The sequence below is a fragment of the Pseudoalteromonas rubra genome (assembly GCF_005887095.1).
GTDB lineage: Bacteria > Pseudomonadota > Gammaproteobacteria > Enterobacterales > Alteromonadaceae > Pseudoalteromonas > Pseudoalteromonas rubra_E.
Map to the genome: position 1 here is coordinate 1 of NZ_PNCI01000022.1, position 24,061 is coordinate 24,061.

General features: G+C 49.5%; 18 protein-coding genes. 9 read left to right on the forward strand and 9 right to left on the reverse strand.

Annotation, left to right across the window (positions count from 1 at the left end):
* Positions 1–102: 102 nt before the first annotated feature.
* Both gppA and rhlB read right to left on the reverse strand, forming a co-directional pair.
* Complete coding sequence (gppA, locus tag CWB99_RS10580) at positions 103–1,605, reverse strand: guanosine-5'-triphosphate,3'-diphosphate diphosphatase (protein WP_138553030.1); 1,503 nt, start codon at positions 1,603–1,605, stop codon at positions 103–105.
* 38 nt (positions 1,606–1,643) lie between these two features.
* Positions 1,644–2,930, reverse strand: coding sequence for an ATP-dependent RNA helicase RhlB (gene rhlB / locus CWB99_RS10585; RefSeq protein ID WP_138553031.1), 1,287 nt, complete (start codon positions 2,928–2,930; stop codon positions 1,644–1,646).
* Between the two features lie 91 nt (positions 2,931–3,021).
* Between rhlB and trxA the strand changes: the two genes are divergently transcribed.
* The 3 genes from trxA (at position 3,022) to CWB99_RS10600 (ending at position 6,325) form a co-directional block, all read left to right on the forward strand.
* Positions 3,022–3,348 carry a thioredoxin TrxA gene (trxA, locus tag CWB99_RS10590; RefSeq protein WP_010387092.1) on the forward strand — a complete coding sequence of 109 codons (327 nt, stop codon included), beginning with the start codon at positions 3,022–3,024 and terminating at the stop codon, positions 3,346–3,348.
* A gap of 218 nt (positions 3,349–3,566) precedes the next feature.
* Entirely contained in the window at positions 3,567–4,826 is a 1,260-nt protein-coding gene (gene rho / locus CWB99_RS10595) for a transcription termination factor Rho (RefSeq protein ID WP_010387091.1), read from the forward strand.
* A 215-nt stretch (positions 4,827–5,041) separates the two neighbouring features.
* Positions 5,042–6,325 (forward strand): methyl-accepting chemotaxis protein, encoded by a 1,284-nt coding sequence (locus CWB99_RS10600; protein WP_138553032.1) that lies wholly within the window; start codon positions 5,042–5,044, stop codon positions 6,323–6,325.
* Here the strand turns inward: CWB99_RS10600 and CWB99_RS10605 are convergent.
* The gene (locus tag CWB99_RS10605) at positions 6,302–9,163 is read right to left on the reverse strand and encodes an ATP-binding protein (RefSeq protein WP_138553033.1); all 2,862 of its coding nucleotides are present in this window, start codon (positions 9,161–9,163) and stop codon (positions 6,302–6,304) included. The genes CWB99_RS10600 and CWB99_RS10605 overlap by 24 nt on opposite strands.
* Before the next feature lie 86 nt (positions 9,164–9,249).
* Between CWB99_RS10605 and CWB99_RS10610 the strand changes: the two genes are divergently transcribed.
* Complete coding sequence (locus CWB99_RS10610) at positions 9,250–9,825, forward strand: DNA-J related domain-containing protein (RefSeq protein ID WP_171045312.1); 576 nt, start codon at positions 9,250–9,252, stop codon at positions 9,823–9,825.
* 25 nt (positions 9,826–9,850) lie between these two features.
* On the opposite strand, the gene dbpA is transcribed toward CWB99_RS10610, so the two are convergent.
* Positions 9,851–11,236 carry an ATP-dependent RNA helicase DbpA gene (dbpA, locus tag CWB99_RS10615; RefSeq protein WP_138553035.1) on the reverse strand — a complete coding sequence of 462 codons (1,386 nt, stop codon included), beginning with the start codon at positions 11,234–11,236 and terminating at the stop codon, positions 9,851–9,853.
* Between the two features lie 155 nt (positions 11,237–11,391).
* Here dbpA and CWB99_RS10620 point away from each other — a divergent pair, with 155 nt between their 5' ends.
* Both CWB99_RS10620 and CWB99_RS10625 read left to right on the forward strand, forming a co-directional pair.
* Positions 11,392–12,825: a M28 family peptidase gene (locus CWB99_RS10620; RefSeq protein WP_249331826.1), complete on the forward strand. Its 1,434-nt coding sequence runs from the start codon at positions 11,392–11,394 to the stop codon at positions 12,823–12,825.
* Positions 12,826–12,852: 27 nt separating this feature from the next.
* Positions 12,853–13,038, forward strand: a complete 186-nt coding sequence (locus CWB99_RS10625) for a hypothetical protein (RefSeq protein ID WP_138553036.1) — start codon at positions 12,853–12,855, stop codon at positions 13,036–13,038.
* A gap of 76 nt (positions 13,039–13,114) precedes the next feature.
* Here the strand turns inward: CWB99_RS10625 and CWB99_RS10630 are convergent, their stop codons facing one another.
* Positions 13,115–15,757: a sensor domain-containing protein gene (locus CWB99_RS10630; protein ID WP_138553037.1), complete on the reverse strand. Its 2,643-nt coding sequence runs from the start codon at positions 15,755–15,757 to the stop codon at positions 13,115–13,117.
* A gap of 275 nt (positions 15,758–16,032) precedes the next feature.
* Between CWB99_RS10630 and ubiD the strand changes: the two genes are divergently transcribed.
* From ubiD to CWB99_RS10645, 3 genes are all read left to right on the forward strand, one after another.
* The gene (gene ubiD / locus CWB99_RS10635; protein ID WP_138553038.1) at positions 16,033–17,505 is read left to right on the forward strand and encodes a 4-hydroxy-3-polyprenylbenzoate decarboxylase; all 1,473 of its coding nucleotides are present in this window, start codon (positions 16,033–16,035) and stop codon (positions 17,503–17,505) included.
* Positions 17,506–17,649: 144 nt separating this feature from the next.
* The gene (gene fre / locus CWB99_RS10640; protein ID WP_138553039.1) at positions 17,650–18,363 is read left to right on the forward strand and encodes an NAD(P)H-flavin reductase; all 714 of its coding nucleotides are present in this window, start codon (positions 17,650–17,652) and stop codon (positions 18,361–18,363) included.
* A gap of 128 nt (positions 18,364–18,491) precedes the next feature.
* Positions 18,492–18,902, forward strand: coding sequence for a CBS domain-containing protein (locus CWB99_RS10645; protein WP_138553040.1), 411 nt, complete (start codon positions 18,492–18,494; stop codon positions 18,900–18,902).
* Positions 18,903–18,932: 30 nt separating this feature from the next.
* Here CWB99_RS10645 and add read toward each other — a convergent pair whose 3' ends face one another.
* From add to hemC, 4 genes are all read right to left on the reverse strand, one after another.
* Positions 18,933–19,928 carry an adenosine deaminase gene (gene add, locus CWB99_RS10650; protein ID WP_138553041.1) on the reverse strand — a complete coding sequence of 332 codons (996 nt, stop codon included), beginning with the start codon at positions 19,926–19,928 and terminating at the stop codon, positions 18,933–18,935.
* Positions 19,929–20,210: 282 nt separating this feature from the next.
* Entirely contained in the window at positions 20,211–21,314 is a 1,104-nt protein-coding gene (locus CWB99_RS10655; protein ID WP_138553042.1) for a heme biosynthesis HemY N-terminal domain-containing protein, read from the reverse strand.
* A complete protein-coding gene (locus CWB99_RS10660) occupies positions 21,311–23,110 on the reverse strand; it encodes a uroporphyrinogen-III C-methyltransferase (protein WP_171045313.1) in 1,800 nt (599 codons plus the stop codon). Before CWB99_RS10660 ends, CWB99_RS10655 begins: the two co-directional genes overlap by 4 nt.
* A 1-nt stretch (position 23,111) precedes the next feature.
* Positions 23,112–24,050, reverse strand: coding sequence for a hydroxymethylbilane synthase (hemC, locus tag CWB99_RS10665; protein WP_138553044.1), 939 nt, complete (start codon positions 24,048–24,050; stop codon positions 23,112–23,114).
* Between the last annotated feature and the right edge of the window lie 11 nt (positions 24,051–24,061).

Here is a 24,061-nt window from a genome sequence, read left to right on the forward strand (position 1 = left end):
CAGCGCAACCCCTTTTTTGAAGAAAAGTGAGAAAAACGGTGCGTTCGGACAAAATACAACCAAAACACCTCTTTTTAGACCTTTATTGTACAAAAAGAGCGCTTAATCGCGCTCAATTTTCAATATCCAGCCTGCTTTATCCTGATACCCAGCTTCTAACTCCAGTTCGCTACGCATCAATGGGTGATCATGCAACCAATTATCAGGTAATGTCAGGGTCAGTGTCTCAGGCTCAGTTGCCGTAATATAGAGATCGGGCAAAACATCATTTTGACGACGCATGGATAGGATCACCGCAATCCGGAGTATCCTGACAAGTAACTCTATAAACCCTTGTTGATTACCAAACTGAGTAAAAGGCCCTTCTTCTACATCAAGCCTGTGGTTACCCACTAACGTCACTACCATCTGCTTTTGAACCCGGGAGTACCCTGGCATGCCGGTGTGTTTCAAAATGTAGGCGCTGTGTTGATGATAAGATTTGTAGTCAATAACTAAACCAATCTCATGCATTGACGCTGCAGCACGTAACAGGCCACACGCACTTTGAAAGTCAAACTGCATAGGCGCTTCTAATTGCTGAAGCAAAATTTTGCATATATCAAACACACGTGTAGCCTGCCCAGCATCAACATGATATCGGGACATAAAGCCATCGAGTGTACGTTTACGAATATCAGCCTGATTGAGCTGATCGATCATGCTGTACAGGATGCCTTCACGTAAGGCACCACCTGCCAGGCCCATTCGTTCAATCTGAAGCGCTTCGAACAGTGCAATTAATATTGCCAGCCCAGAGACAAAGACTAAACGGCGCTCTTCACTTAATCCTGGTAACTCAAGTTGCTCAATATTTTCAAACTGGATTGCTTGCGCACGAATTGCCTGAAGTTTATCCAGGGTCAGCATTTCATCTAAGCCGAGAGCCGCGAAAATCTCCTGAATTGCCTGAACAGTGCCGGATGCACCGATAGCAAGCTCCCAGCCAGAAGTTTTATACTGAGCTGCATAAGGTGCAACCACCTTATGAGCAGCCGTCGTTGCCGCATTAAAATTGCTCTCACTAAGCGCGCCGTCTGCGAAGTAGCGTTCTAAGTAGGTGACACAGCCCATATTCAGGCTATGATAAAGCTTTGCCTCAAAACCCTGACCAATAACGATTTCGGTGCTCGCTCCACCTATATCGACAACAAGCTGGCGCCCCTGACAGGCAGAAGTATGTGCGACGCCTTTATAAATAGAGCGGGCTTCTTCTTCCCCACTGATGATAGAAATAGGATGACCAAGAATTTGTTCAGCTTTTTGCTTAAACACATTCGCATTCGTTGCCAGGCGCAATGTCGCGGTGGCCACAATCCGTATATTGTCAGTCGGGATATCTTGCAGTCTTTCAGCGAACAAGGACAAACATTCCAGGCCCCTCTGCATTGCTTCTTCGCTCAGCAAATTTTGCTCATCCAGACCTGCAGCCAGTCGAACTTTACGTTTGACTCGCCCAATTGTATGCACGCCACCGGCCATATGTTTTGCAATCAACATATGGAAGCTGTTTGATCCTAAATCAATCACCGCATACACATTTTCATGTGGGGATCTCTGAACCACGCTTACTAACCTCTATCTACTTCTACCAAAATGCCCGATTAATTTCGCGGACGCGGTTTTTGGTAACTACCTTGTCGACGGTTACTACCATTGCGATTACCGCGCTGACCGGATGGATTTCTGCGCCTTTGTTGTCTGGCAGGCGCTTGAATGTCATCTAGTAGTGCAGACTTATCGTAGTGAGAAACCGGAATTGCATGGTCAATGTATTCTTCAATCTCATGTAAGTTATATGCATACTGCTCGCAGGCAAAGCTAATCGCATGCCCTGATGCGCCAGCTCGACCGGTACGACCAATACGGTGTACATAATCCTCACAATCGTCTGGCAGGTCAAAATTGAGTACATGACTCACCTCGGGAATGTGCAAACCACGTGCTGCCACATCCGTTGCAACCAGTAGGTCCAGTTCACCCTTAGTGAATTTAGATAAAATCGACAAACGCTTCTTCTGATTGACGTCGCCGGTTAACAGTCCAACTCGATGTCCATCATTTTTTAGCCATTCATACACGTTTTCACAACTGTGCTTGGTATTGGCAAATACAATGGCCTTATCGGGCCACTCTTCCTCAATCAAGGTAAGGAGTAAAGGAATTTTGTCCTCTTGCGACGGGTGGAACAGCTCTTCTTGAATACGTTTTCCTGTTTTAACATCTGGCTCTATCTGCACATGAATTGGGTTATGCATGTGTTCGAATGCCAACTCCTGGACACGATAAGACAGCGTTGCAGAAAACAGCAGGTTAAGTCTTTGCTGCGTATCCGGCATACGATTAAACAAGTATCGAATATCTTTGATAAAGCCCAGATCAAACATGCGATCCGCTTCATCCAACACAACAACTTCAATGTTATTAAGGTTATAGGCACCTTGTTTGTAGAAATCGATCAGGCGTCCGGTGGTACCAATCAGGATATCCACCCCTTTTTCTAATTGTGACCGTTGTTTTTCGTATTCTTCGCCTCCATATACTAAGCCAAGCTTTAACCCACACGCTGGTGCCATGATTTGGGCGTCTTTGTGGATTTGGATCGCAAGCTCGCGTGTCGGGGCCATAATTAACGCACGTGGCTGACCGGCAACCTGAGCATCAGGCTGGCTTTGCAACAGTCGATGGCAGGTCGCAGTTAAAAACGCAAGCGTTTTACCTGTACCTGTTTGTGCCTGACCGGCAATGTCTCGACCCTCACTGATGTAGGGCATGCACTTTGCTTGGATTGGCGTACAATATTCGAAGCCACTCGCTGTCAAACCGGCGACCACTTCCGGTGCTAAAGCAAAGTCGATAAATTTTTTATTGGTCAAATGTGTCTTAGTCATAGCAATTAAGCATAACGTTTAAACTTGCAATAAGAAACAAGAGTGTTTAAATACGCATTAAATAATTGACCTAATTCTAACGGAGAGCGCAATGAGCGACAAAATTATTCAATTAACTGATGACAGCTTCGAAGCAGACGTGCTTAAGTCGGATACCCCTGTACTGGTAGATTTCTGGGCTGAATGGTGTGGTCCATGTAAAATGATTGCACCTATCCTGGACGAAATTGCAGACGAGTTCGAAGGTCGCGCAACTGTAGCTAAGCTTAATATCGACCAAAACTCACTAACACCGCCTAAGTTTGGTATCCGTGGTATCCCAACTCTGCTACTGTTCAAAGACGGTGCAGTTGCAGCCACTAAAGTTGGTGCGTTGTCAAAAACACAACTGATCGAGTTCCTAGAGAACAACATCTAACTGAACACTTATATTAGGCATTAGCATACGCTGATAGCCGATAAGTCACAGTCTGAATGTATCAGGTAGCGCTGCATCGGCCCTACCTGATTAAATTTGTATAAAGACTGGACGACTGCTCCCCTAGCTGCTAACTTATAGAGCCACTAACCTTAAGCAATTTCAATTCAATCCCTCGTACCACGAGAGAACAACTTTTAAATAAAGAACCCACCAATATGCATTTACGCGAACTGAAAGACAAGTCAATCAATGAGCTTGTAAAACTTGCCGAGTCTATGGGACTCGAGAACGTTGCCCGTCTAAGAAAACAAGACATCATTTTCGCCATCTTGAAAGCGCACGCTAAAAGCGGCGAAAACATCTATGGTGGCGGCGTGCTGGAAATTCTTCAGGATGGCTTCGGCTTTTTACGCTCATCGGAAGCCTCCTACTTGGCAGGCCCGGATGACATTTATGTTTCGCCCAGCCAGATCAGACGCTTTAGCCTGCGTACCGGTGACAGCATTAGCGGCCTGATCCGCCCACCAAAAGATGGTGAGCGTTACTTCGCACTGCTAAAAGTGAATGAAGTAAACTTCGACAAGCCAGAAAACTCCAGAACTAAAATCCTGTTCGAAAACCTGACGCCAATTCACGCCAACGAGCGTATGGTGATGGAACGCGGTAATGGTAGTACAGAAGATATCACTGCCCGAGTACTGGATCTGGCATCACCTATCGGTAAAGGTCAGCGTGCACTGATTGTTGCACCACCAAAAGCCGGTAAGACCATGTTGCTACAAAACATTGCGCAGTCTATTTCTTACAACAACCCAGACGCAACGCTGATGGTACTGCTGATCGACGAGCGCCCGGAAGAAGTAACTGAGATGCAACGCCTGGTACAAGGTGAAGTTGTCGCCTCAACCTTCGATGAGCCAGCAAGCCGCCACGTTCAGGTAGCTGAAATGGTTATTGAGAAAGCGAAACGCCTGGTCGAGCACAAAAAAGACGTTATCATCCTGTTGGACTCTATCACGCGTCTTGCTCGTGCCTACAACACCGTAATCCCTTCGTCAGGTAAAGTGCTGACCGGTGGTGTTGATGCCAATGCACTGCATAAGCCAAAACGTTTCTTCGGTGCTGCACGTAATGTTGAAGAAGGTGGCAGCCTGACCATCATCGCAACAGCCCTGATTGACACGGGTTCTAAAATGGACGAGGTCATTTACGAAGAGTTTAAGGGTACCGGTAACATGGAACTGCACTTAAACCGCAAGATTGCTGAAAAGCGTGTCTTCCCGGCCATTGACTTTAACCGCTCAGGTACACGTCGTGAAGAACTGCTTACCAAGCCGGACGAACTACAAAAGATGTGGATTTTACGCAAGATCGTTCATGAAATGAGTGAAATCGATGCGATGGAATTCCTCATCGATAAGCTGTCTATGTGCAAAACAAACAACGAGTTCTTTGACTCAATGAAGCGTAAGTAATTATTCACGCTAGAAAAGAAAGCCTGCCGATGCAGGCTTTTTTTATGTCTCCGCTGCTGACACACTCCTGTAGGTGTTCTATATATATGTAGATGTGCACAGACACTAACAGCAGCTCAGGGCAAGTCCTGTCCCCCTGGTCTTTGTTTTTGTCTAAGCGCACTACGCGTACAACAAGACTCATCAAGCAAGCCCGAGAAAGGAAGAACACACCCATGCGTTTAGTAGCCAGTGCCATGGCCGTGACTACAGTGAATATAGCCGTCGTGCTGGCCTGTACAGCCATCTTTTCACTCCCTCTCAAAGTGACAGTCACGCTCACCTTCCTCATGCTGATTGCTTCTTTCTTCGCCGCCCTATGGCTAGACAAGAAACAGCAAAAAGGTGCCTATTTACATAGTTTTGTCAGTGCATTACACCATCAGGATACAATAGACCTGACTTTTCGTTTTGATGAAAAAGATAAAACCTTGCCCGAAGCCTGCCTGGCCATCAACGACAGTATGGCGATGATGGAGCATATTATTGGCGAAGTGTACGCCTCATCCTCACGGCTCTCACCTATGGCTGACAGCCTGCGCGATACCTACGCATCTATGACACAAAAAGCCACGATTCAGCATGCCCATGGTGAAGATCTCGCAACAGCGATTAATCACATGCTGACCGTTTCGAGAGAGCTGGATGACAGCCTGGAGAAAATTTACAGCTCAGTTGAAAGTGCCACACAAGCGGTAAAAAAAACCCGCATAGATACAGACAAAAGCCAGCAGAGCCTGATGACTCTGGCGGGTAATATTCAGGCGACCAGTGAACAGATCGCTTCACTGAAAGCCGATAGTGATGCCATTAGCTCTGTCATAGATGTCATCAATGCCATCGCAGAGCAAACCAACTTACTGGCACTAAACGCCGCCATTGAAGCCGCCCGGGCTGGTGAACAGGGCCGAGGCTTTGCTGTCGTGGCTGATGAAGTGCGTAATCTGGCAGCGCGCACCAGTCAGTCAACACAGGAAGTACGCAATATGGTCAATAAAATCCAGGCAGGGACCGACAGCGCACATGCCCAAATGCTTACCGCACTGGCAGAAACCGACAAAACCGTCAGCTTATCTGAGGCCTCCACAAAAGAGGTAGACCAAATTGAGCAGTCAATGATAGATATCAATGCACTGTCACACAGCATTCATACCCAGGTGAGCCAACAAAAGACAGTCTCCGATGAAGCTCAGTCCAGTATTGAATCAATGGTTGAGCTTAACTCTGATGCCCTTTCTGCCTCCAAGATTCAGGCTGTGTCAAGTAGCGACCTTATCAACCTGGCTGCATGTATTCATGAGAAACTGTCGATCTTCAAAGCAGAACGACCTCAGCCGGATGTGACTCACCGTACGGATACCAGCCGGTATAATTGTGACACAGAAACACAAGCCGTCACTTCAGACAAAAGCAGTCAAGCCAAAGAGCACAGCGCACTAGGTGACATCGAGCTGTTCTGAGTAGCTACACACTTTTAATTCGTCGCACAGGATCAGGAACAAGTCTTGATACAGGGCCGTTTGCTCTTGTTTTAGCGCCGCTTCGAACTGTGAAGCAATATCTGAGATATGAACGAATTCAAACATGCTTGCAGCACCATTTAATTTATGACAATGGTGCTGGAGTGCCTGCCAGTTTTGCTCCTGCCACAAATCAATCAACTTATATCTCTCTTGCTCCAGCGTTTGTGCAAAGCTCTGCTTGAGGTCGCTCATATCTATTGACAAATCCAGTGGTTGAGCTGCATGGATGCGTTGCAAAGACTGGGCAAGTGTTTGATAAAGCAGGTCGCTGTTGATTGGCTTGCTAAGATGGCCACTGAAACCCTGAGCCAGATAACCTTTGATTTCATGTTCCATCACATTGGCCGTCAGTGCATATACTTCCCCTTCAAAACCGGCCTGACGTAATAGTTGCAGTGCCTCCAGGCCATCCATTTCTGGCATCTGAATATCCATTAGTACAACATCCGGATAGGTGCTGAGACAGCGCTCTACCGCTTCCCGCCCATTGCCTACGGCATCAACCTCAAGACCCATCTTTTCTAACAGACGGGAGATCAGGGCACGATTATCATCGTGATCTTCAGCAAGCAGCACAGTGCCGGACAATTTCACATCTGACACCAAAGACTCCGGGGACGACATTTTTTCAAAGTCCTCAGGCTGACTGATATGACTCAGTCTGGCACAAGGCACACTCAGTTTAAACTGACTGCCCCGCTCAACTTCACTATAAACAGAGATCTCGCCCCCCATCATTTTAGCTAAATGCTGTGATAAGCTCAGCCCGAGCCCTGAACCACCAAACCGGCGCGTTATGCTGTTATCACCCTGCTGGAAGCACTCAAAAATCCTGGCAACCTGAGATTCCGACATGCCAATACCGCTGTCTTGCACGATAAATAAAATACCGTCCTCATGTTGTCTGATGATCAGCTCGACCTGCCCCTCCTGTGTAAACTTCACCGCATTGCTAAGCAGGTTGATTAAAATTTGCTTAAGGCGCACATAATCCAGCCGCACTAAATAAGGAGTAGGTAAGTTATTTTCGACCACTAACGCGAGCGATTTTTCCATACACGGGCGCTGAAACATATCGCAGACATCGGCAAGTAAACTCTCAATGGTAAATTCGGTGTACTCCAGCTCCAATCTCTGGGCCTCAATCTTACTCAGGTCCAGCACATCGCTGATCAGATCTTTTAAGTGATTCCCTTGCCTTGTCACCACCCCAAGTGATGACATCAAATGGGGATCATGTGCATAGTCTTGCTGCAGACTTTCCGCATGGCCCAAAATAGAAGTCAAAGGAGTACGAATTTCATGGCTGATATTCGCCAGAAACTGGCTTTTTATTTGATTTGCATTGCGCAATTCATCGGCAGTCTGTTGCAACTGCGCCGTTCGCTGGGCCACTTTTTTACTGAGTTCAATTTTCGCACGGCGCTCAGTCGCACGGTGGTAAAATGCAAAGACAGAAATCAGCGCCAGACATAAGATCAATCCACTCATCCATAACAATTGATTTTGCTGCTCATCCTGGAGTTTCTGCAACTCCTGTGCCTGCCTCATTTTTGCCAATTCTTGACTGAGCTGGCTTTCTTCAAACTTGCTCTGATACTTATTCAGGCGAGTGATCAGACCTTCATTCAGCAGGGCAAATTGCAGATCCCGGTAATAGTCTAGCGTTTCTGCCGCCGCCTGCATTTTACCTTTTGCTGCCTGAACCAGGGCCAGTAAATGCAAAAACTCTCGCTCCCGGAGGCGATCACCCAGCTTGCGTGTTAAGGTAAGCCCCTGATCGATACTCACCTCTGCAGCATCAATTTCTCCACGCATCAATTGCAGTCTGGCAGTCGGATGCAAGGCATGCATAACGCCAGCCTGGTTGTCGGCCTTCTCCGCGTAATACATGGCAAAGTTAACTTCCTGTTCAGCGGATGTGTAATCCCTGGTCAATAAACTTAGCTTTGCCATATTGACGTATTCAAACGCCAGGTGCCGGGTGTTATTGATACTGTGATAGTAATCAACGGCCGCTTTAACAGCGGTACGCGCTAGCTCAGGCCGGTTGGATTCTGTATAAATGACCCCTAGGTTACCTTGCGACAGCGCCACGCCATACTCATCACCCAGCCGTTCGAACAGTGTAATAGCGCGCTTGAGTAACTCCTCTGCTTTGTTGTAACGAAACTGGCGAATGTATACGCCGGCAAGATTCAGCAACATATCTGCTCTGTCTTGCTCATTACCATGTTGTTCGTACAACATATAAGCAGCCAGATAATGTTCCAGCGAGGCTTCCAGATCGTGGATCTGGATAAAAGACATACCCAGATTATTATGGATATCCGCCCGCTCTATTGGCTTGCCTCTTTGCTCAGCGACCACCAAAGCCTGTTGATAGTCGAGTACCGATGCCGAATAGTCCCCCTGGTAAAAGGCACTGATCCCTTGCATTTTAAAAGCATGGTATAAACTGTCTGACAATCCAGCTTCGCGGCTCAGGGCCTCAAGCTGTTCAAAGTAACGAATGGCCATCTCATAACGCGTGCTCTCAAGCGCGATCTTACCGATGGTTTTGAGCGTACTCGCCCGTTGTTCAGGCGTTAACTCTGGAAGCTGCAGTAAACGCTCCGCACCCAGCATCTGTTCCTGCCAGTTTGTCATCTCTGACAGCGCAGCAATTTGCTGCGTGATTGCAGGCGAAGAAACAGATGTGTCGGCATTAACTCTGAGTGACCATACTCCGATCAATAACACAGCAGTCACAGCCCACTTAAAACCCTTTGTCATCCCTGTCTGCCCCGTATTACTTGCAATAGACGTGTCAAAAAATAAGAATTGAACAAAGAAGATACACCATGTTTACAGGCGGAACAATGTTGAACCCCCTCCTTGATGCCACTTTTAGGATAATCACCCGTGAGCGCGCAACGCAATTACATCGACTAGCTAGCGCACTGGATAAAGAAATGGGGTTCCCCAGATTGGACGCTGACCCTGACAAAGCGCTTTTTAAGCGTAACTTTTTGTTGATGAATGCGCTCTATCAACTACAGCAAGAGTTTGCTGAGCAAGGGTATTATTTGCAGGTTGAGGCCATGGACATCCGCCTGCTTGAACAGCAAGCACACTCCACATTGCAAAAACAAGACCCTCTCAGGGATTATTATTTAGATTGGTGCAACTATGATACCAGTAAAGACGAGGTCGCCGCGCTGCTGACTCAATTCTGGCAGCGCTACATGAAACTGCCTGAGACGGGGGCCGAGCGGCACGTTGAGCTCATCAGTAAGTGGCAACTGCCATGCCCGTATTCCCGACGCCAGCTCAGTAAACGCTGGCGTACACTGGCATTTGCGGCTCACCCTGATCAGCAAGGGGAACAAGCCTTGTTTCAACAACTTCAAGAGGAATACGAGCTACTCAAATGCTATGCAGAAGCGGATGAATAATCTGCATCAATATGAATTGATATAACTACAGACTCATCCGTTTCGCTTTAAATTTTCGCCCCTTAAGCTTGCTCTCCTGTAATTTTCTGAGCGCAGGCTTGGCCCCTTCTCTGGCCACGGCAACAAATGCCTGATGATCCAGTAAATCAATGTTGCCAATCAGACTGGCACCGATCCCCTGCTCCGACGTCAGACAACCGACAATGTCGCCAGCACGAAGCTTGTCTTTCTTTCCCCCATCCACTTGCAAAGTAACCATCGGGGGCTTGAAGACGGGTTTGTCGAGCAAGCTCAAAGGCGGTGGTGTTACCGGTTCAAACGCCTGCTCATAGATTTCACTCAGTTTGGCGACTTTAAATGCTTCATTTTCGCCGTACAAGGAGCAGGCAAGCCCTTTTTTACCGCCCCGCCCGGTGCGACCTACCCTGTGTACATGGGTTTGCGGGTCCAGTGCCATATGGTAATTGACCACCATATCGACATCTTCAATGTCCAGACCCCGCGCTGCAACATCCGTAGCAACCAGTACTGACGCACTTTTATTGGCAAAGCGGATCAATGCACGCACCCGCTCAGCCTGATCCAGGTCGCCATGCAAAGTGACAACATTCACACCACTGCTCTTGAGCTCACTATATAACTTCTTCGTTTCGACTTTGGTGTTACAAAAGGCAATGCAGCTAACGGGCTTGTAATGCTGTAGCAACAGGCGCAGTGTGTTGAATCTCAGTTTGTTATTTTTGAGCGCAAAAAACTGCTGTTTAATTTGCCGGTTGAGGGTTTCTTCCTCTCCCTTAACCATGACAGGGTCACACATAAACTGTTGGGTCAGCGCCTCTATATCTTTCTGATAGGTGGCGCTGAACATCAATGTCTGACGCTCTGGTGGCAGATAAATGGCGATGTTTTCCAGCGCTTCAATGAAGCCCATTGCCAGCATTTGATCGGCTTCGTCCAGAACCCAGGTCTGCACCTGAGTCAGGTCGAGCGTCCCTTTATATAAATGCTCTTCAATCCGCCCTGGGGTACCAACCACAACGTGGGCACCATGCTCCAGTGAGCTGATCTGCGGACCTATGGGTTCACCACCACACACTGTCAGCACCTTAATATTCTGCATGCCACGCGCCAGTTTGCGGATCTCCGTGGCCACCTGTTGTGCCAGCTCTCGGGTGGGTGCCAGTACCAGGCTTTGAATAACCTGCTCTTCGGCCACCAACTTGTTTAACAAGCCAAGGCTAAATGCTAAGGTTTTACCCGACCCGGTTTTTGCCTGCGCTATCACATCCTGACGGGCAATAATGGCGGGTAATGCCTGCGCCTGAATGGGCGTCATGATGGTAAAACCGGCTTGCTGTAAGCCACTTTGAAGCTGCCGGGTCAACGGCACTTGATTAAACGACTGGGTCACACTATTACCTCGGAGAAACTCAATTTGCCAAGTTTAGCAAATCCCGCATAGCGCCGTCACTTCAGTAAGTAAAAACGCCCGTTCACCCCGAAAAAGTTTAATTTAACACCAATTGTTGCGACAATCTCAGGCGATGTAAATTACCAAGGGTTACTATGGATCAGACAATACGCTTTAGGCCTTTTAACAGGCTAATCAGCGCCGCCAGACACTGGCTGTTACCACTGTGTGCTTTAACCGCCAGTGCGGTTGCTCAGGCACAGGAATTCACACAAACACAACTCGAAGAAGTCGCCAAAGTGCGTACTCTGGCCAGTCAGAGCGATTTAAGCTGGCAATTGCTGGAATCGCTGACGACCGAGATCGGCCCACGCCTGCCCGGCACAGAAAACGACAAGCTGACGGTGGCCTGGGCAGAGAAACAGTTCAAGCGCCTGGGTTTTGACAAGGTCTGGCTGGAAGCCGCTACCTTTCCGGAATGGCGTCGCTATCACGAGTCGGCCAAGCTGATCGCGCCGAGCGAACAGCCACTACACATCACGGCATTGGGCAATAGCATCAGTACCCCTCAGCAAGGGCTGAGCGGAGAAGTCGTGTTGTTTGAAACCTTTGACGAACTAAAAGCTGCGCCAGCAGGTAGCCTGACAGGCAAAATTGCTTTCATCAATTACAAAATGAATCGGGATATTGATGGCAATGGCTATGGTCCGGCAGTCCAGGCTCGTAATAAAGGGGCCGTTGAGGCGGCAAAGAAAGGGGCCATCGCCTATATGATGCGTTCAGTCAGTACCGCTCATCATCGATTTGCGCACACCGGGGGCAGTCACTATGATGAGCAGGTCACTAAAATCCCGGCCAGCGCCATTGCAAACCCGGACGCCGATCAAATTGCGCGTCTGCTCAAGCATGGTCACACTCCTAGAGTCGAAATCAATATTCAGACCGAAGATCTCGGCGAAGGGACTAGCTTTAACGTGATTGGTGAAATCACCGGCTCAGAGTTTCCTGACCAATACGTCTTGCTTGGCAGTCATCATGACTCCTGGGATCTTGGTACAGGTGCCCTGGACGATGGCGCAGGTATGGCACTGACCATGGCTGCAGCCAAGCACATCGCATCAGTAACTCGCCCTAAACGCAGCATTCGGGTCGTCCTGTTTGCCGCTGAAGAGCTGGGGTTATGGGGTGCAAAAGCGTACTTTAAACGCCATGAAGACAAACTGGCGCAAATTGTCGCCGCTGCTGAATCTGACTTTGGTGCGGATGTGGTGTATGCATTTGAGTCCAAAGTGAATGCCGCTTCTCTGCCGCTGGTTCGCGCCATTGCTGAGCAGCTAAAGCCTTTAGGTGTTACCTACATTGGAGCCAATCGCGCACGTGGAGGTCCGGATCTGATCCCGTTAAATAACCTGACCTCTGCGCCGATTTTCGATCTGCACCAGGATGGCACCGATTATTTTGACTACCATCACACCGCAGACGATACGCTGGATAAAGTCGACCCAGCCAAGTTGAAACAAAATACCGCGGCCTATGCCGTCTTCGCACTGATGGCAGCCAATGGTAAAACGCGCATGCAGGGTAAATAAAGCACACTATTTTCTATAAGTAAGTGCATGCAGACCTCTGGCGTTGGGTATCTGAGACCAGCGCCATCTCCAAAACAAGCAGTGAACAATGGAGAAACTCACCGCAGGCCTGTTTACCTCTCAGATCTGATCAGCCGCTTTATGATCCGCTTTAAAAACGCGTTACTGCTGAAGATCATGATGCAGATACAGAGCAGCCAATCCAGCTCCTGAATCAGGCCGCTGCGCTGGGTAATCACAAAGCAAAAACACTACTCAGTGAGTTGTGTTCTAATACACGTTCGAGTGTTTAGCGGACGATACTCGCCCGCTCCGGGCGGCTGTGTTTTTGCTCCGCATAATTGAGTATGAACGCCTCAAATTGCGCTGCGTCTGCAGGCTTAGCATGCAGGAAACCCTGAGTGTAATCACACCCCAATTCCTGTAAAAAGTTAAGTTGCTCTGGCGTTTCAACGCCTTCCGCAATGACTTTCAAATGCAGCTTGCTCGCCATCGAAATAATGGCGCTCACCAATGCCCTGTCTTCTTCGTCATCAGGCAGATCACGAATAAAAGCACGGTCTATCTTTAACTTAGACAGGGGGAAGCGCTTCAGGTAACTCAGTGAAGAGTACCCTGTGCCAAAATCATCAATGGCCAATCCTACCCCCATTGCACGCAAGCTCTCAAGCTGACGCTGAATATGGCCGGAATTGTCGGCCAATACGGTTTCGGTGATCTCCAGCGTTAAAGCATCGGCTGCTAATTCGGTTTCTTTGAGTACTTTGGCAACCAGACTGGCAATGTCCTGACGCTTAAACTGTGTGCTCGAGACATTCACCGACACAAACAAAGGCTGACCGGTTTGCGTGATCCAGGACTTGGCCTGCGCGCAAGCCTGATAAAGCACCCATTCGCCAATGGTGATGATCAGCCCTAATTCTTCACAGATGGGCACAAAATCTGCCGGTGAGACCTGCCCCAGCTGAGGGTTATGCCACCTGAGTAACGCTTCACACCCGAGTCGCTCCTGCCCGACGATCGGCTGATATGCAAGATACAGCTCGCGATTAGTCAGCGCACGATGCAGCGCCCCTTCCAGCGCACTGCGCGCTTTGGCATGCTCATGCATCGCAGATGTGAAAAACTGAAAGCAATTACGACCATGCTCTTTGGCCTTATACATGGCACTGTCGGCATTTCTGAGCAGCACTTTGCGGTCTGCACCATCATCAGGATAGAAAGTAATACCCATACTACCGGACACAAAGGCTTCATGGCCTTCGAGAAAAAATGGCTCGCTCAGTGCGTGCAGTACTTTGGTTGCAAGCTTTTCCATATCGCTGATTTTTGCCATATCGGGCAATAAGAGGGCAAACTCATCTCCCCCTAAGCGCGCCACGGTATCTGAATTTCGGGTGCATTCGCGGATCCGGTTGGCCGCTTCAATGAGTAGCTGATCACCAATGTGATGCCCTAACGTGTCGTTTACCGCTTTAAAACGGTCCAGATCGATAAAACACACCGCCAGGCGGGTTTGTTTTTGTTTAGCCTGCGCCAACGCCAAGTCAAACTTCGTATGGTAATGATGGCGATTGGCCAGGCCAGTGAGGTTATCAAAGTTGGCTTGCTGCCACATCAACTGCTCATTGCGTTTGCGGGACGTAATATCGTTAAACAGGGCCACATACATGTCGATTTCGCCTGTGGCATCGAACACCGCTGATACCTGCAGCCAGCTGGGGTAGACTTCGCCGTTTTTACGCTTGTTCCAGATTTCGCCCTCCCAGTGACCCCGGGAAGTCAGTGCATCATACAGCTGAGCAAAGTAGGCGGCATCATGTCGGCCCGAGTTGAATATAGACGGGGTGTTACCCAGCACTTCTTGCGCTGTAAAGCCGGTGATATCTGTAAACGCCTGGTTGACCATCTGGATCTGATTATCACGATTGGAGACCAGCACACCCTCACTGGTCGTCGCAAAGACGGTACTGGCAAGTCGCTGTTCCTTCTCCCCGGCAAGACGCTTGCTGATATCCTGGATTAAATAAATCGACCCGGTTTCCACGCCAGTACTGTCCAGTACAGCCGTCTTACTGATCTCGACATCCCGACGTTGACCTGCCAGTTTGACTTCACATTCGATGGGCTCAGCCCCAAGATTATCCAGGCAGCTACATTCTTCCAGAATAAACCCAACAGGGCGCCCCTGTATGTTGCCTAAATCGCGCTTGGCTGCCTGATTTGCCGAAACCACAACATTGCTTGAGTTAGTGTAAATAAGATAATCGCCGATGGCGTTAAAAATGGCACTAAAGCGGTTTTTCTGTAACTCTGAGCGGCGTTTCGCACGTCGCAATCGCAGCGTAAACATCACTAACACCAAAATGGAACCACCCAAAATAGCAATGACACTGCCAAGCAAGATCAGCTGAACCGTATTGGCGTCTTTGAGTTCAGCGGTTTGTAGTGCAACTTGCTGCTCCAGGTTGGATTGATAGTGCCACAAATCTCGCTCTAGAGTGCGTTGCGCACTGATATCCTGGATCACCGATAGCAGCAGCGGCTGCCCCTCATCACTGGTAAATGGTGCAGAATACACACTCACCGTTCTGACTTCATCATTGGCAAGCTGGTGCTGAAATATAAAATAGTTGCGCCCTTCGCTCAGCGCAGACATCCGCTCCTGCTCCACCTGTTGAGGTGAAAACTGGTTGATCTGCTGGATCTGCATGTCTTCCAGTTGTGCCTGACTGTAACCGTAAAACAAAGCCGCGGCTTCATTCGCCTGAACGATATTTCCAGTTTTAGGTTCAATGAGTAACATCACGGCACTATGTTGCTCAAATGCACTTATCGGCAAAGCTTGCTGCGCCGCAGCACTTTTCGCTGCAGGAAAAAATAGGGCCAGGATGGCAATACATGAGCTGGCTAGTGTGGTTGTTATTTTCAAGCCGCCTCCAAACAAATACTGCGCAATGCAATCGACTATAACTGAAAGCAAAAAGCAAAGATACATAGAGGATCCAGACTATTGCGCCGAATCAATTATTTCTACCGATAGCATAATAGTAGTTAATAAAAGTACGAAACACACTCAGGGAGCACTTTTTCATCTGCTGTGCCCTGTGGCAGTAAACCAAACAGGCTCACCAAACGTAAATGTCTGTTCTACATCTGGCGACTTGTTATACTAGCGCCATTGAATCAGTGCAGCCCTAGATAGTGATGAAATATAAAGATTTAAGAGAATTTATAGCTCTGCTTGAAAAGCAGGGTGAGCTGGTGCGGGTGAGCCAGCCCATTTCCACCAAGCTGGAGATGACCGAAATAGCAGACCGTACATTGCGCGCCGGCGGGCCCGCTATCTTGTTTGAAAACCCCATAGGCTTTGACATGCCTGTACTCGCTAATCTTTTTGGCACACCAAAACGGGTTGCCATGGGGATGGGTCAGGATGACGTGGAAGCATTGCGCGAAGTCGGAAAACTGCTGGCGTTTCTGAAAGAACCAGAGCCACCTAAAGGGATCAAAGAAGCTCTGGGTCAAATCCCGGTATTCAAACAAGTACTCAATATGCCCACGAAGGAGCTTAAAAAAGCCCCCTGCCAACAGGTCGTATTGAGTGGTGATGAGGTCGACCTGACTCAGTTACCAATCCAGCATTGCTGGCCGGGTGATGCAGCCCCTTTGATCACCTGGGGCTTAACCGTCACCCGCGGGCCCAACAAAAAACGCCAGAATCTGGGTATTTATCGTCAGCAGCTGCTCGGTAAAAACAAAATTATCATGCGCTGGTTATCCCATCGCGGCGGTGCTCTGGACTTTCAGGAGTGGTGTCAGCAAAACCCCGGCGAACCTTATCCGGTCTCAGTCGCTTTAGGTGCAGACCCGGCAACGATCCTCGGTGCCGTTACACCAGTACCAGATACACTGAGCGAGTATGCCTTTGCAGGCCTGCTGCGTGGCAGCAAGACCGAAGTTGTCAAGTCAGTTTCTAATGATCTGCAGGTACCGGCCACAGCGGAAATCATTTTGGAGGGGTATATTCAACCAGGTGAAACTGCACCGGAAGGCCCCTATGGCGACCATACTGGCTATTATAATGAGGTTGATGACTTCCCGGTGATGACAGTCACCCACATCACGCATCGCGACAACCCGATTTATCACAGCACCTATACCGGCAGACCACCCGATGAGCCTGCCATTCTGGGCGTTGCACTCAATGAAGTCTTTGTGCCTATTTTACAAAAGCAGTTCCCGGAAATTGTCGACTTCTACCTGCCACCAGAGGGATGCTCTTACCGGATGGCCGTAGTTACCATGAAGAAGCAGTATCCTGGTCATGCCAAGCGCGTAATGCTGGGGGTGTGGTCATTCCTGCGCCAGTTTATGTATACCAAGTTTGTCATTGTGTGCGACGACGACGTCAATGCCAGAGACTGGAATGATGTGATCTGGGCCATTACGACCCGTATGGATCCTGCACGAGATACCACTATGATAGAGAACACACCTATCGATTATCTCGATTTTGCCTCTCCTGTGTCGGGACTTGGTTCTAAAATGGGCATGGATGCAACGAACAAATGGCCGGGTGAAACCGATCGGGAATGGGGTGAGCCCATCGTCATGGATAACGCGACAAAACAACGTGTCGATGAGATCTGGGATAGCCTGAAAATCATTAAATCGTAACGAATAAGACAGACTTTTTTCTGATTTGCTGATGATAGCCAAGTGGGAAACTGTCTGTCTCGGTGTGAAAGCGGTTACAGGGCAATCGCGAGTATGCTAAAGTGCACACACTTTCACCACCGTGCTTATTTTCTAAGGTAAAAAATGCAAGTACTCAAAGCCACAGTGGCCGAGATTTCGCCACTGACTGAATACGTATCTAAAGTTGTCTTAACACCCGAGCAGGATGCCGAATTTGCCGCTGGCCACTACCTGCAATTAGTACTTGGTGAAAAAGACAAACGTGCGTTCTCAATCGCCAGTAGCCCATCGAAGAAGCATGCGCTGGAGTTACACATAGGCGCATCTGGCGCAGACTCCTATGCCATGCAGGCGCTGGATCATTTAAAAGCAGCACACAGCAACCAAGCGCAGGTCAATTTAGAAGTCGGACTGGGCGTTTCTCAAATTCGTCCTGAACAGGCGCGCCCGCTGGTACTACTGGCAGGCGGAACCGGTTTTTCCTATGTTAAATCGATGGCCGACCACCTGGCGGAAATTAACTATGATCAGCCAGTCTTGTTCTACTGGGGTGTCAAAGAAGAATCAGCATTGTATGCCAGGGCCGAGATGGAAGCCTGGGCTAACAGCCGGGCAAACTTCCAGTTTATTCCTGTGGTAGAGCATGCATCAGAAACCTGGACAGGCCACACCGGCTATGTACACCAGGCGGTGATGAAGGACATTGTCTCTTTGGAACCATACAGTGTTTATATGGCTGGTCGTTTTGACATGATTGGCATCGTACGCGATGACTTCATCAACCATGGCGCACAGCGCGAATTTATGTTCGCCGATGCCTTTGCATTTATCAAATAATGCACCAGATGCGCGGTCTCTTGATCGCGCTTCAATCAAAAAAACCAATCGTTGTGATACAAATAATCCATTTTTAAAATAAACTTCGTTTATCCATACTGGGACTGTCACTTAACAGGAGAACCCACATGGCTAAACAATTTATCTCAGACATCATGTCTACCCAGTTTCCACTGATCACACCCGATACCGAAATCACCGACGCCATTGTCCAGCTCGAAAAATTCGCCCTATTTGGTGCGCCGGTACAAGATCATGCTGGTAAACTGGTGGGCTTTATTTCCGAACAACAGTTACTGGCCCCGCTGCTGCAAAGTAGTTATTTCTGTGATGGCGCCACGGCAGTCGGCCAATTGATGCGCACAGAGACCCTGTCGGTCAGCAAAACCACCACAGTGGTAGATTTAGCCATGCAGATGCAGCAGGACAAACCCAAGATCTATCCGGTCATTGAGCATGGCAAGGTGATAGCAGTGGTGACCCGCAGTCAGGTACTCAATGCACTAAAAGAAAACTACTTAAGCTGCTCAGCGCACTGAGCAGCAGGTATTTGAACGTACTTACGCCAGTTAGGTATATTTCTGTAACAGCGCCTGCTTATCCGAGTCACTTAAAAAAGCAATCTCAACCGCATTGGCTTGCGCCTGTCTGATATCCGCTTCACTGAGCCCTGCCAGTGGCGCGGCCCGCTCAAATTCGTTGTCCAGCTCCACCCCTTGTACTGCCGGATCATCTGTATTAATTGTCGCCAGAATGCCATGATCTAAGAATTGCTTGAGGGGATGGGTCTCAATGCTCGCGACGGTGCTGGTTTGCAGGTTACTGGTCAGGCAAGATTCAATGCCAATGCGGTTGTCGCGCAGATAATCCATCAGCTTAGGGTCTTCAATGGCTTTCACACCGTGGCCAATGCGCGTCGCTCCCAGCTCGTTGATCGCCTGCCACATACTGTTGGCACCCTCCGCCTCGCCTGCGTGAATGGTCACGCCCAGATACGCATCACGAACTTGTTTAAAATGGTCGTTAAATAATGTCCCCGGAAAACCGATTTCATCACCGGCCAGATCTACAGCAACTAAGTCATTTTTAAACGCCAACAGGGCATCGAGTTCATATTGGCATTTCTCAACACCAAAGGTACGCGACATAATACCAATCAGATTGACCTTAATATCACGCCCCTGAGTAGCCGAATGAATCCCGTCAACGACCGCTTCCACTACACCTTGTGGATGTAAGTCATGGGTTTTGGCCATATAATAAGGACTAAAGCGCAGCTCGGTGTAATCCATCTTCTGAGCAATGGCATCTTCGACATTTTCAACTGCAATACGGCGACAGGCATCATAATCGCCCAACACCTTGACGCCCCAGTCCAGCTTTGCCAAAAAGGCCATCAGGTTTGGCGCATTATCGAGTACCTGGACATGTGGCCTCAGGCCTTCCACATCGTGTGCTGGAAGCGGCATATTGAACTTCTGACCAAGGTCCAAAATGGTCTCTGGACGTACATTACCGTCTAAATGGCGGTGTAAATCAAGTAAAGGTAGTTTGGTATTGATCATAAGGCACTCGGATTGCAGATAAAATTTTTCAGATCATACGCAGCCTAAGTGTAGATTCAAGGACAAATATCCGCAAAGTCGATTATTTATACCAATCCACATTCATATATAGTCATCCCAATGGACAACTGCTTTTGCTACCGATTTTAAAAATTGTTATTGAGCGCGCACATAGCGCGTTGTTCCGAGGTTTTCTCAGATCAAGATAGGTGATATTACAAGCTGACGGGTGCCAGAGCAAAAAACCGGTCTGACGACCGGTGTTTTGCCTGTATAAATGATTTACTGGGTGGCCAGCAGGTAGGCCTTATCAAATTGCCCCGTTTTGGCATAGGCCTGTTCGGCTTGTTGCTGCCACAGCCCTTGCCAGGGTGATTGAGCCAATGTATCGAAAATCTTGGCTGCCAACTCATGCTCCCCTTGTGCATTAGCCAGACACGCCAGACAGAACAGCAGTTCAGGCTGATCCGGCTGTTTCTTTAACGCAGCCTGGATCAGTTTACGCAATTCAGGGTCCGAACTGGCGGCGTACTGTAACGCCTCTGCCAGTTGCTGATATTGACCTTTTTTAAGATATTTCAGTAGGTCGCCACGCACAGCATCAAATTGGCCATGACGCAGCGCTTGTTGGGTCAGCGCTGGCGCTGCTAAAGGCCGCAGCGCTTTAGGCAGCGCATTAAACGTGGTCTGCGCCGTGCTGTCATCGATTGCAAACAAAGCGTGCAGATACGTTTTCCAGCGCGCCTCTGACCAATCCAGCTGTTTGTACTTTTGCTGGAGCAATGCCAGTGCTTGTTCACTCTGCCCGGCCTGGATCAAAGCCTCAAGATAGCTTGCCACCACACTGTCAGACACCTTTTTATCGGCCATCTGTGCCCCCAGCAGGGTTAATGCCTGCTCACCCTGATTGGCTGCCAGCCAAAGTTTGGCAACCTGCCCTTGCGACTGGGGAGACATCGCCTGTAGATCTGCCAATGCCTGCGTCGGCTGCTGCTGTTGCAACGCAACCCGAGCCGCCATCGCGCGCTGCTGATCCTGCCAGTGAGTAGGCAAGTCACCGATCGCCAGGGCTTGTTGCAATTGCCCGTCATCGCCATTAATACATGCCCAGACAGCGGCTTCCAGTGCTTGCTGTTGACGTTTATTTTTGCGTCCTTTCAGCCAACCACGGCTGCGGGCGAAGGTTCGCCAGAGTGCACCGAGCAAGTTCAGCACCAAAGCACCGAGCAGCACAGCAAAAATCATCAAGACAGCGAGTGCAAACAAGGAGGTCTCTATGGTGTGGTTGTTCACCGCAATCAGCAGATAGCCTTTCTCGTCGATCAATAAATGGCCGGCTGCCAGCACGCCCAGAAGCACTAAAACAGAGATCAGTGTGCGTGTCATTGTAACCACTCCTTCACCGCCTGAGGGGTTTGTAACTCAAGGGTTGCAGGCGCTGCAAACTCTTTGCGTTGCAGTGCTTTCAGGCCAGCCTGCATTGCCACCACCGCACTGTCCTCAGTCCGGTAGTAACGCGCTAAGGTCGCGCCCGCCCCTTCCAGCGCGGTGAAATAAATACTCTGCTGTTGCTGCATCAATGCCGTCTGGGCCTGACGCAGATAACTACTCAGCTGAGCACGAATAAGCTGCTGTTCCTCGGCATCTAACAGCGGATCAATAACCGGTTTATCGTGACTGCGTACCTTTATGAACTGATCCTGGATTTTTAACCAGGAGCGCCAGGCATTGGCCTTCCAGTCACTCACCTGCTCTGTCAGTTCGCTTTGCTCAGATTGCTGCTCCGCTGGTTTAGTCATGACCTGTAATGGTAAGTCATCTGCCTGAGCCACATAGCCGTGCAGGTCCAGATACAGGGCTTCCAGCTGAGGTTTTGGCTGGGCATGCAACAGCGCCAGATCGGCAGCAATAGCCGTTTGCACCGCCGATGTATTGCTCTGCTCACGCATCAGATCGTTCAGACGAGTCAAGGTCGCGGCTGCAGCCAGGTAGTGCTTTTGGATATTGGCCTGAAACTCTGCACTGCGTATCAGAGAAGTTATCTCTGCTTTTTGGGCACCACCCAGTTGCTGTTTGGCTGCCTGCAGTGTGTTCTGTAAGCGTTGCTCGAGTTCACGCGTTTGCGCGTTAAGTTGCTGTGCAACCTGCTGCTCACGGTCAGTCACCTCGCCACGCAGCGCGCTAAGTGCCTGTTTGCTGGACGCCAATTCTGTACGTAACTGCTGATTTTCACTACCCAGTTGTGTCAGCGTTTGCTGATATTGGTGTAGCTGCTGCTGCCCCAGATAATACACTCCCCCCGCGCCGGCACCGGAAGCCAGTGCTACCAATAGAGCCAGAACAGCCGTTTTACTGATTTTTCCGGATGCATTGACGGATTTAGATGTTTTGCCCGAAGACTGAGGGCCTGAGTGACTTTGTTGTTGTTCTGTCATAGTTCCACCTTGGCGGGGCTGATTGTCCATAATGCAGGCCAGTAACGCATCGTTATCTGCCCCTGCACTGATGGCGATTTGTTTGTCCTCAATCGCGTATTGTTCGCGAAGGTATTCTGCACTGCGTTGACTAACCAGATAAAACCGGCGACTGCTAAGCCAGTTCAGTAATTCGCTCTGCTGGGTATTGAAGATGGCGTCAATGGCTGCATTGCTGGTGATCACTATACCGTCAATGCCCAGCCTTTGCCAGTGGTCCAACCAGATATCGGACCCTGTTGCAGCCGGGATCCGCTCATAGACTACACAATGCGATACCAGCGCACCACGCTGTTTGAGCATCTTACTGATCAGTGTGCGACCACCTCGACCCTTGACCACAACAACCCGTTTACCTTCAACCTGTTGCAGTGCCGATAAGGCAAGTAACCCCTCGGAGTCATGTTGCTCGGGCACGCAAGCCTGGCGATTAAAGCACGCTTCGATGGCTGCCGCGGTCTTTTCGCCCACCGCGAAAAACTGACAGTCGGCAGAGAAGTCGGGCTGATGCTGTGCCAGATAGTGCACCGCATCCTGAGATATGAAAATGAGTAGATCAGCATCTGTGACGGGAGCCAGTTCAGTATCACTGACCGGCAGCTTTACCAGCTCCAGCACGGGGGTGCAGTCACAACTGATCCCCTGTGCTTCGAGCTGATCGGCAAGCAGTGTTCCCTTGCCCGCCGGACGTGTGATGGCTAGTTTCACATTAGTTGTCCCGGTAAACCTCAGCCAAAATTTGGTCCGCACCTTGCGCCAGCAAAGACTCAGCGAGGCGGATCCCCAGCTGCTCAGCGTCGGCGACCGGACCGCTTTGCTCCCCTCGCAGGATCTGGCTGCCATCTACCGCGCCTACCAGACCACGCAAGGTCAATTGTTCACCGTCAATTTCGGCATATGCACCAATAGGGACCTGACACCCGCCTTCCAGGCGACGGTTCATGGCCCGCTCAGCCAACACACGCATGCGCGTTGCACTATGCTCAAGGGGAGCCAGCCAGGCCTGAACCTGTGCATCGTCACTTCGACATTCAATGCCTACGGCACCCTGGCCATTCGCGGGTAGCGAATCTTCAACCGTGACAAAACTGGCGATCCGCTCAGCCATTTCCAGTCTGATCAATCCCGCAGCGGCAAGAATAATGGCATCGAATTCACCGGCATCCAGTTTGGCCAGGCGCGTATTCACATTACCCCGTAAGTCTTTGATCACCAGGTCTGGACGTACCGCACGGATCTGACACTGACGGCGTAAACTGGATGTCCCCACAACGGCACCTGCCGGTAACTCAGCCAGCGATTGATAGGTATTCGAGACAAACGCATCGCGGGGATCTTCGCGCTCACAAATGGTATGCAGCTCAAGTCCGTCAGGAAACTCCACAGGCACATCTTTCATTGAATGTACCGCGATATCCGCACGCCCTTCCAGCATAGCCTGCTCGAGTTCTTTGACGAATAAGCCCTTACCACCAATCTTAGCCAGTGGCGTATCTAAAATCTTATCGCCTTTGGTCGACATAGGAACCAGTTCGACTTCCAGATCGGCGTGAAACTTTTCCAGTTCGGCTTTCACAAACTCTGCCTGCCACAGGGCCAGCGCACTTTTTCTTGTTGCGATACGCAACACATTCTTTTTCGTCGTCATGCTTTACTCAG

Bases quoted from the DNA above. Each gene is read 5' to 3' on its own strand.
- CWB99_RS10605 (WP_138553033.1), bottom strand. From the start codon at position 9,163: ATGACAAAGGGTTTTAAGTGGGCTGTGACTGCTGTGTTATTGATCGGA.
- rho (WP_010387091.1), top strand. From the start codon at position 3,567: ATGCATTTACGCGAACTGAAAGACAAGTCAATCAATGAGCTTGTAAAA.
- hemC (WP_138553044.1), bottom strand. From the start codon at position 24,050: ATGACGACGAAAAAGAATGTGTTGCGTATCGCAACAAGAAAAAGTGCG.
- CWB99_RS10625 (WP_138553036.1), top strand. From the start codon at position 12,853: ATGCAGACCTCTGGCGTTGGGTATCTGAGACCAGCGCCATCTCCAAAA.
- trxA (WP_010387092.1), top strand. From the start codon at position 3,022: ATGAGCGACAAAATTATTCAATTAACTGATGACAGCTTCGAAGCAGAC.
- CWB99_RS10620 (WP_249331826.1), top strand. From the start codon at position 11,392: ATGGATCAGACAATACGCTTTAGGCCTTTTAACAGGCTAATCAGCGCC.
- CWB99_RS10645 (WP_138553040.1), top strand. From the start codon at position 18,492: ATGGCTAAACAATTTATCTCAGACATCATGTCTACCCAGTTTCCACTG.
- rhlB (WP_138553031.1), bottom strand. From the start codon at position 2,930: ATGACTAAGACACATTTGACCAATAAAAAATTTATCGACTTTGCTTTA.
- ubiD (WP_138553038.1), top strand. From the start codon at position 16,033: ATGAAATATAAAGATTTAAGAGAATTTATAGCTCTGCTTGAAAAGCAG.
- CWB99_RS10610 (WP_171045312.1), top strand. From the start codon at position 9,250: ATGTTGAACCCCCTCCTTGATGCCACTTTTAGGATAATCACCCGTGAG.
- CWB99_RS10655 (WP_138553042.1), bottom strand. From the start codon at position 21,314: ATGACACGCACACTGATCTCTGTTTTAGTGCTTCTGGGCGTGCTGGCA.
- fre (WP_138553039.1), top strand. From the start codon at position 17,650: ATGCAAGTACTCAAAGCCACAGTGGCCGAGATTTCGCCACTGACTGAA.
- CWB99_RS10600 (WP_138553032.1), top strand. From the start codon at position 5,042: ATGCGTTTAGTAGCCAGTGCCATGGCCGTGACTACAGTGAATATAGCC.
- add (WP_138553041.1), bottom strand. From the start codon at position 19,928: ATGATCAATACCAAACTACCTTTACTTGATTTACACCGCCATTTAGAC.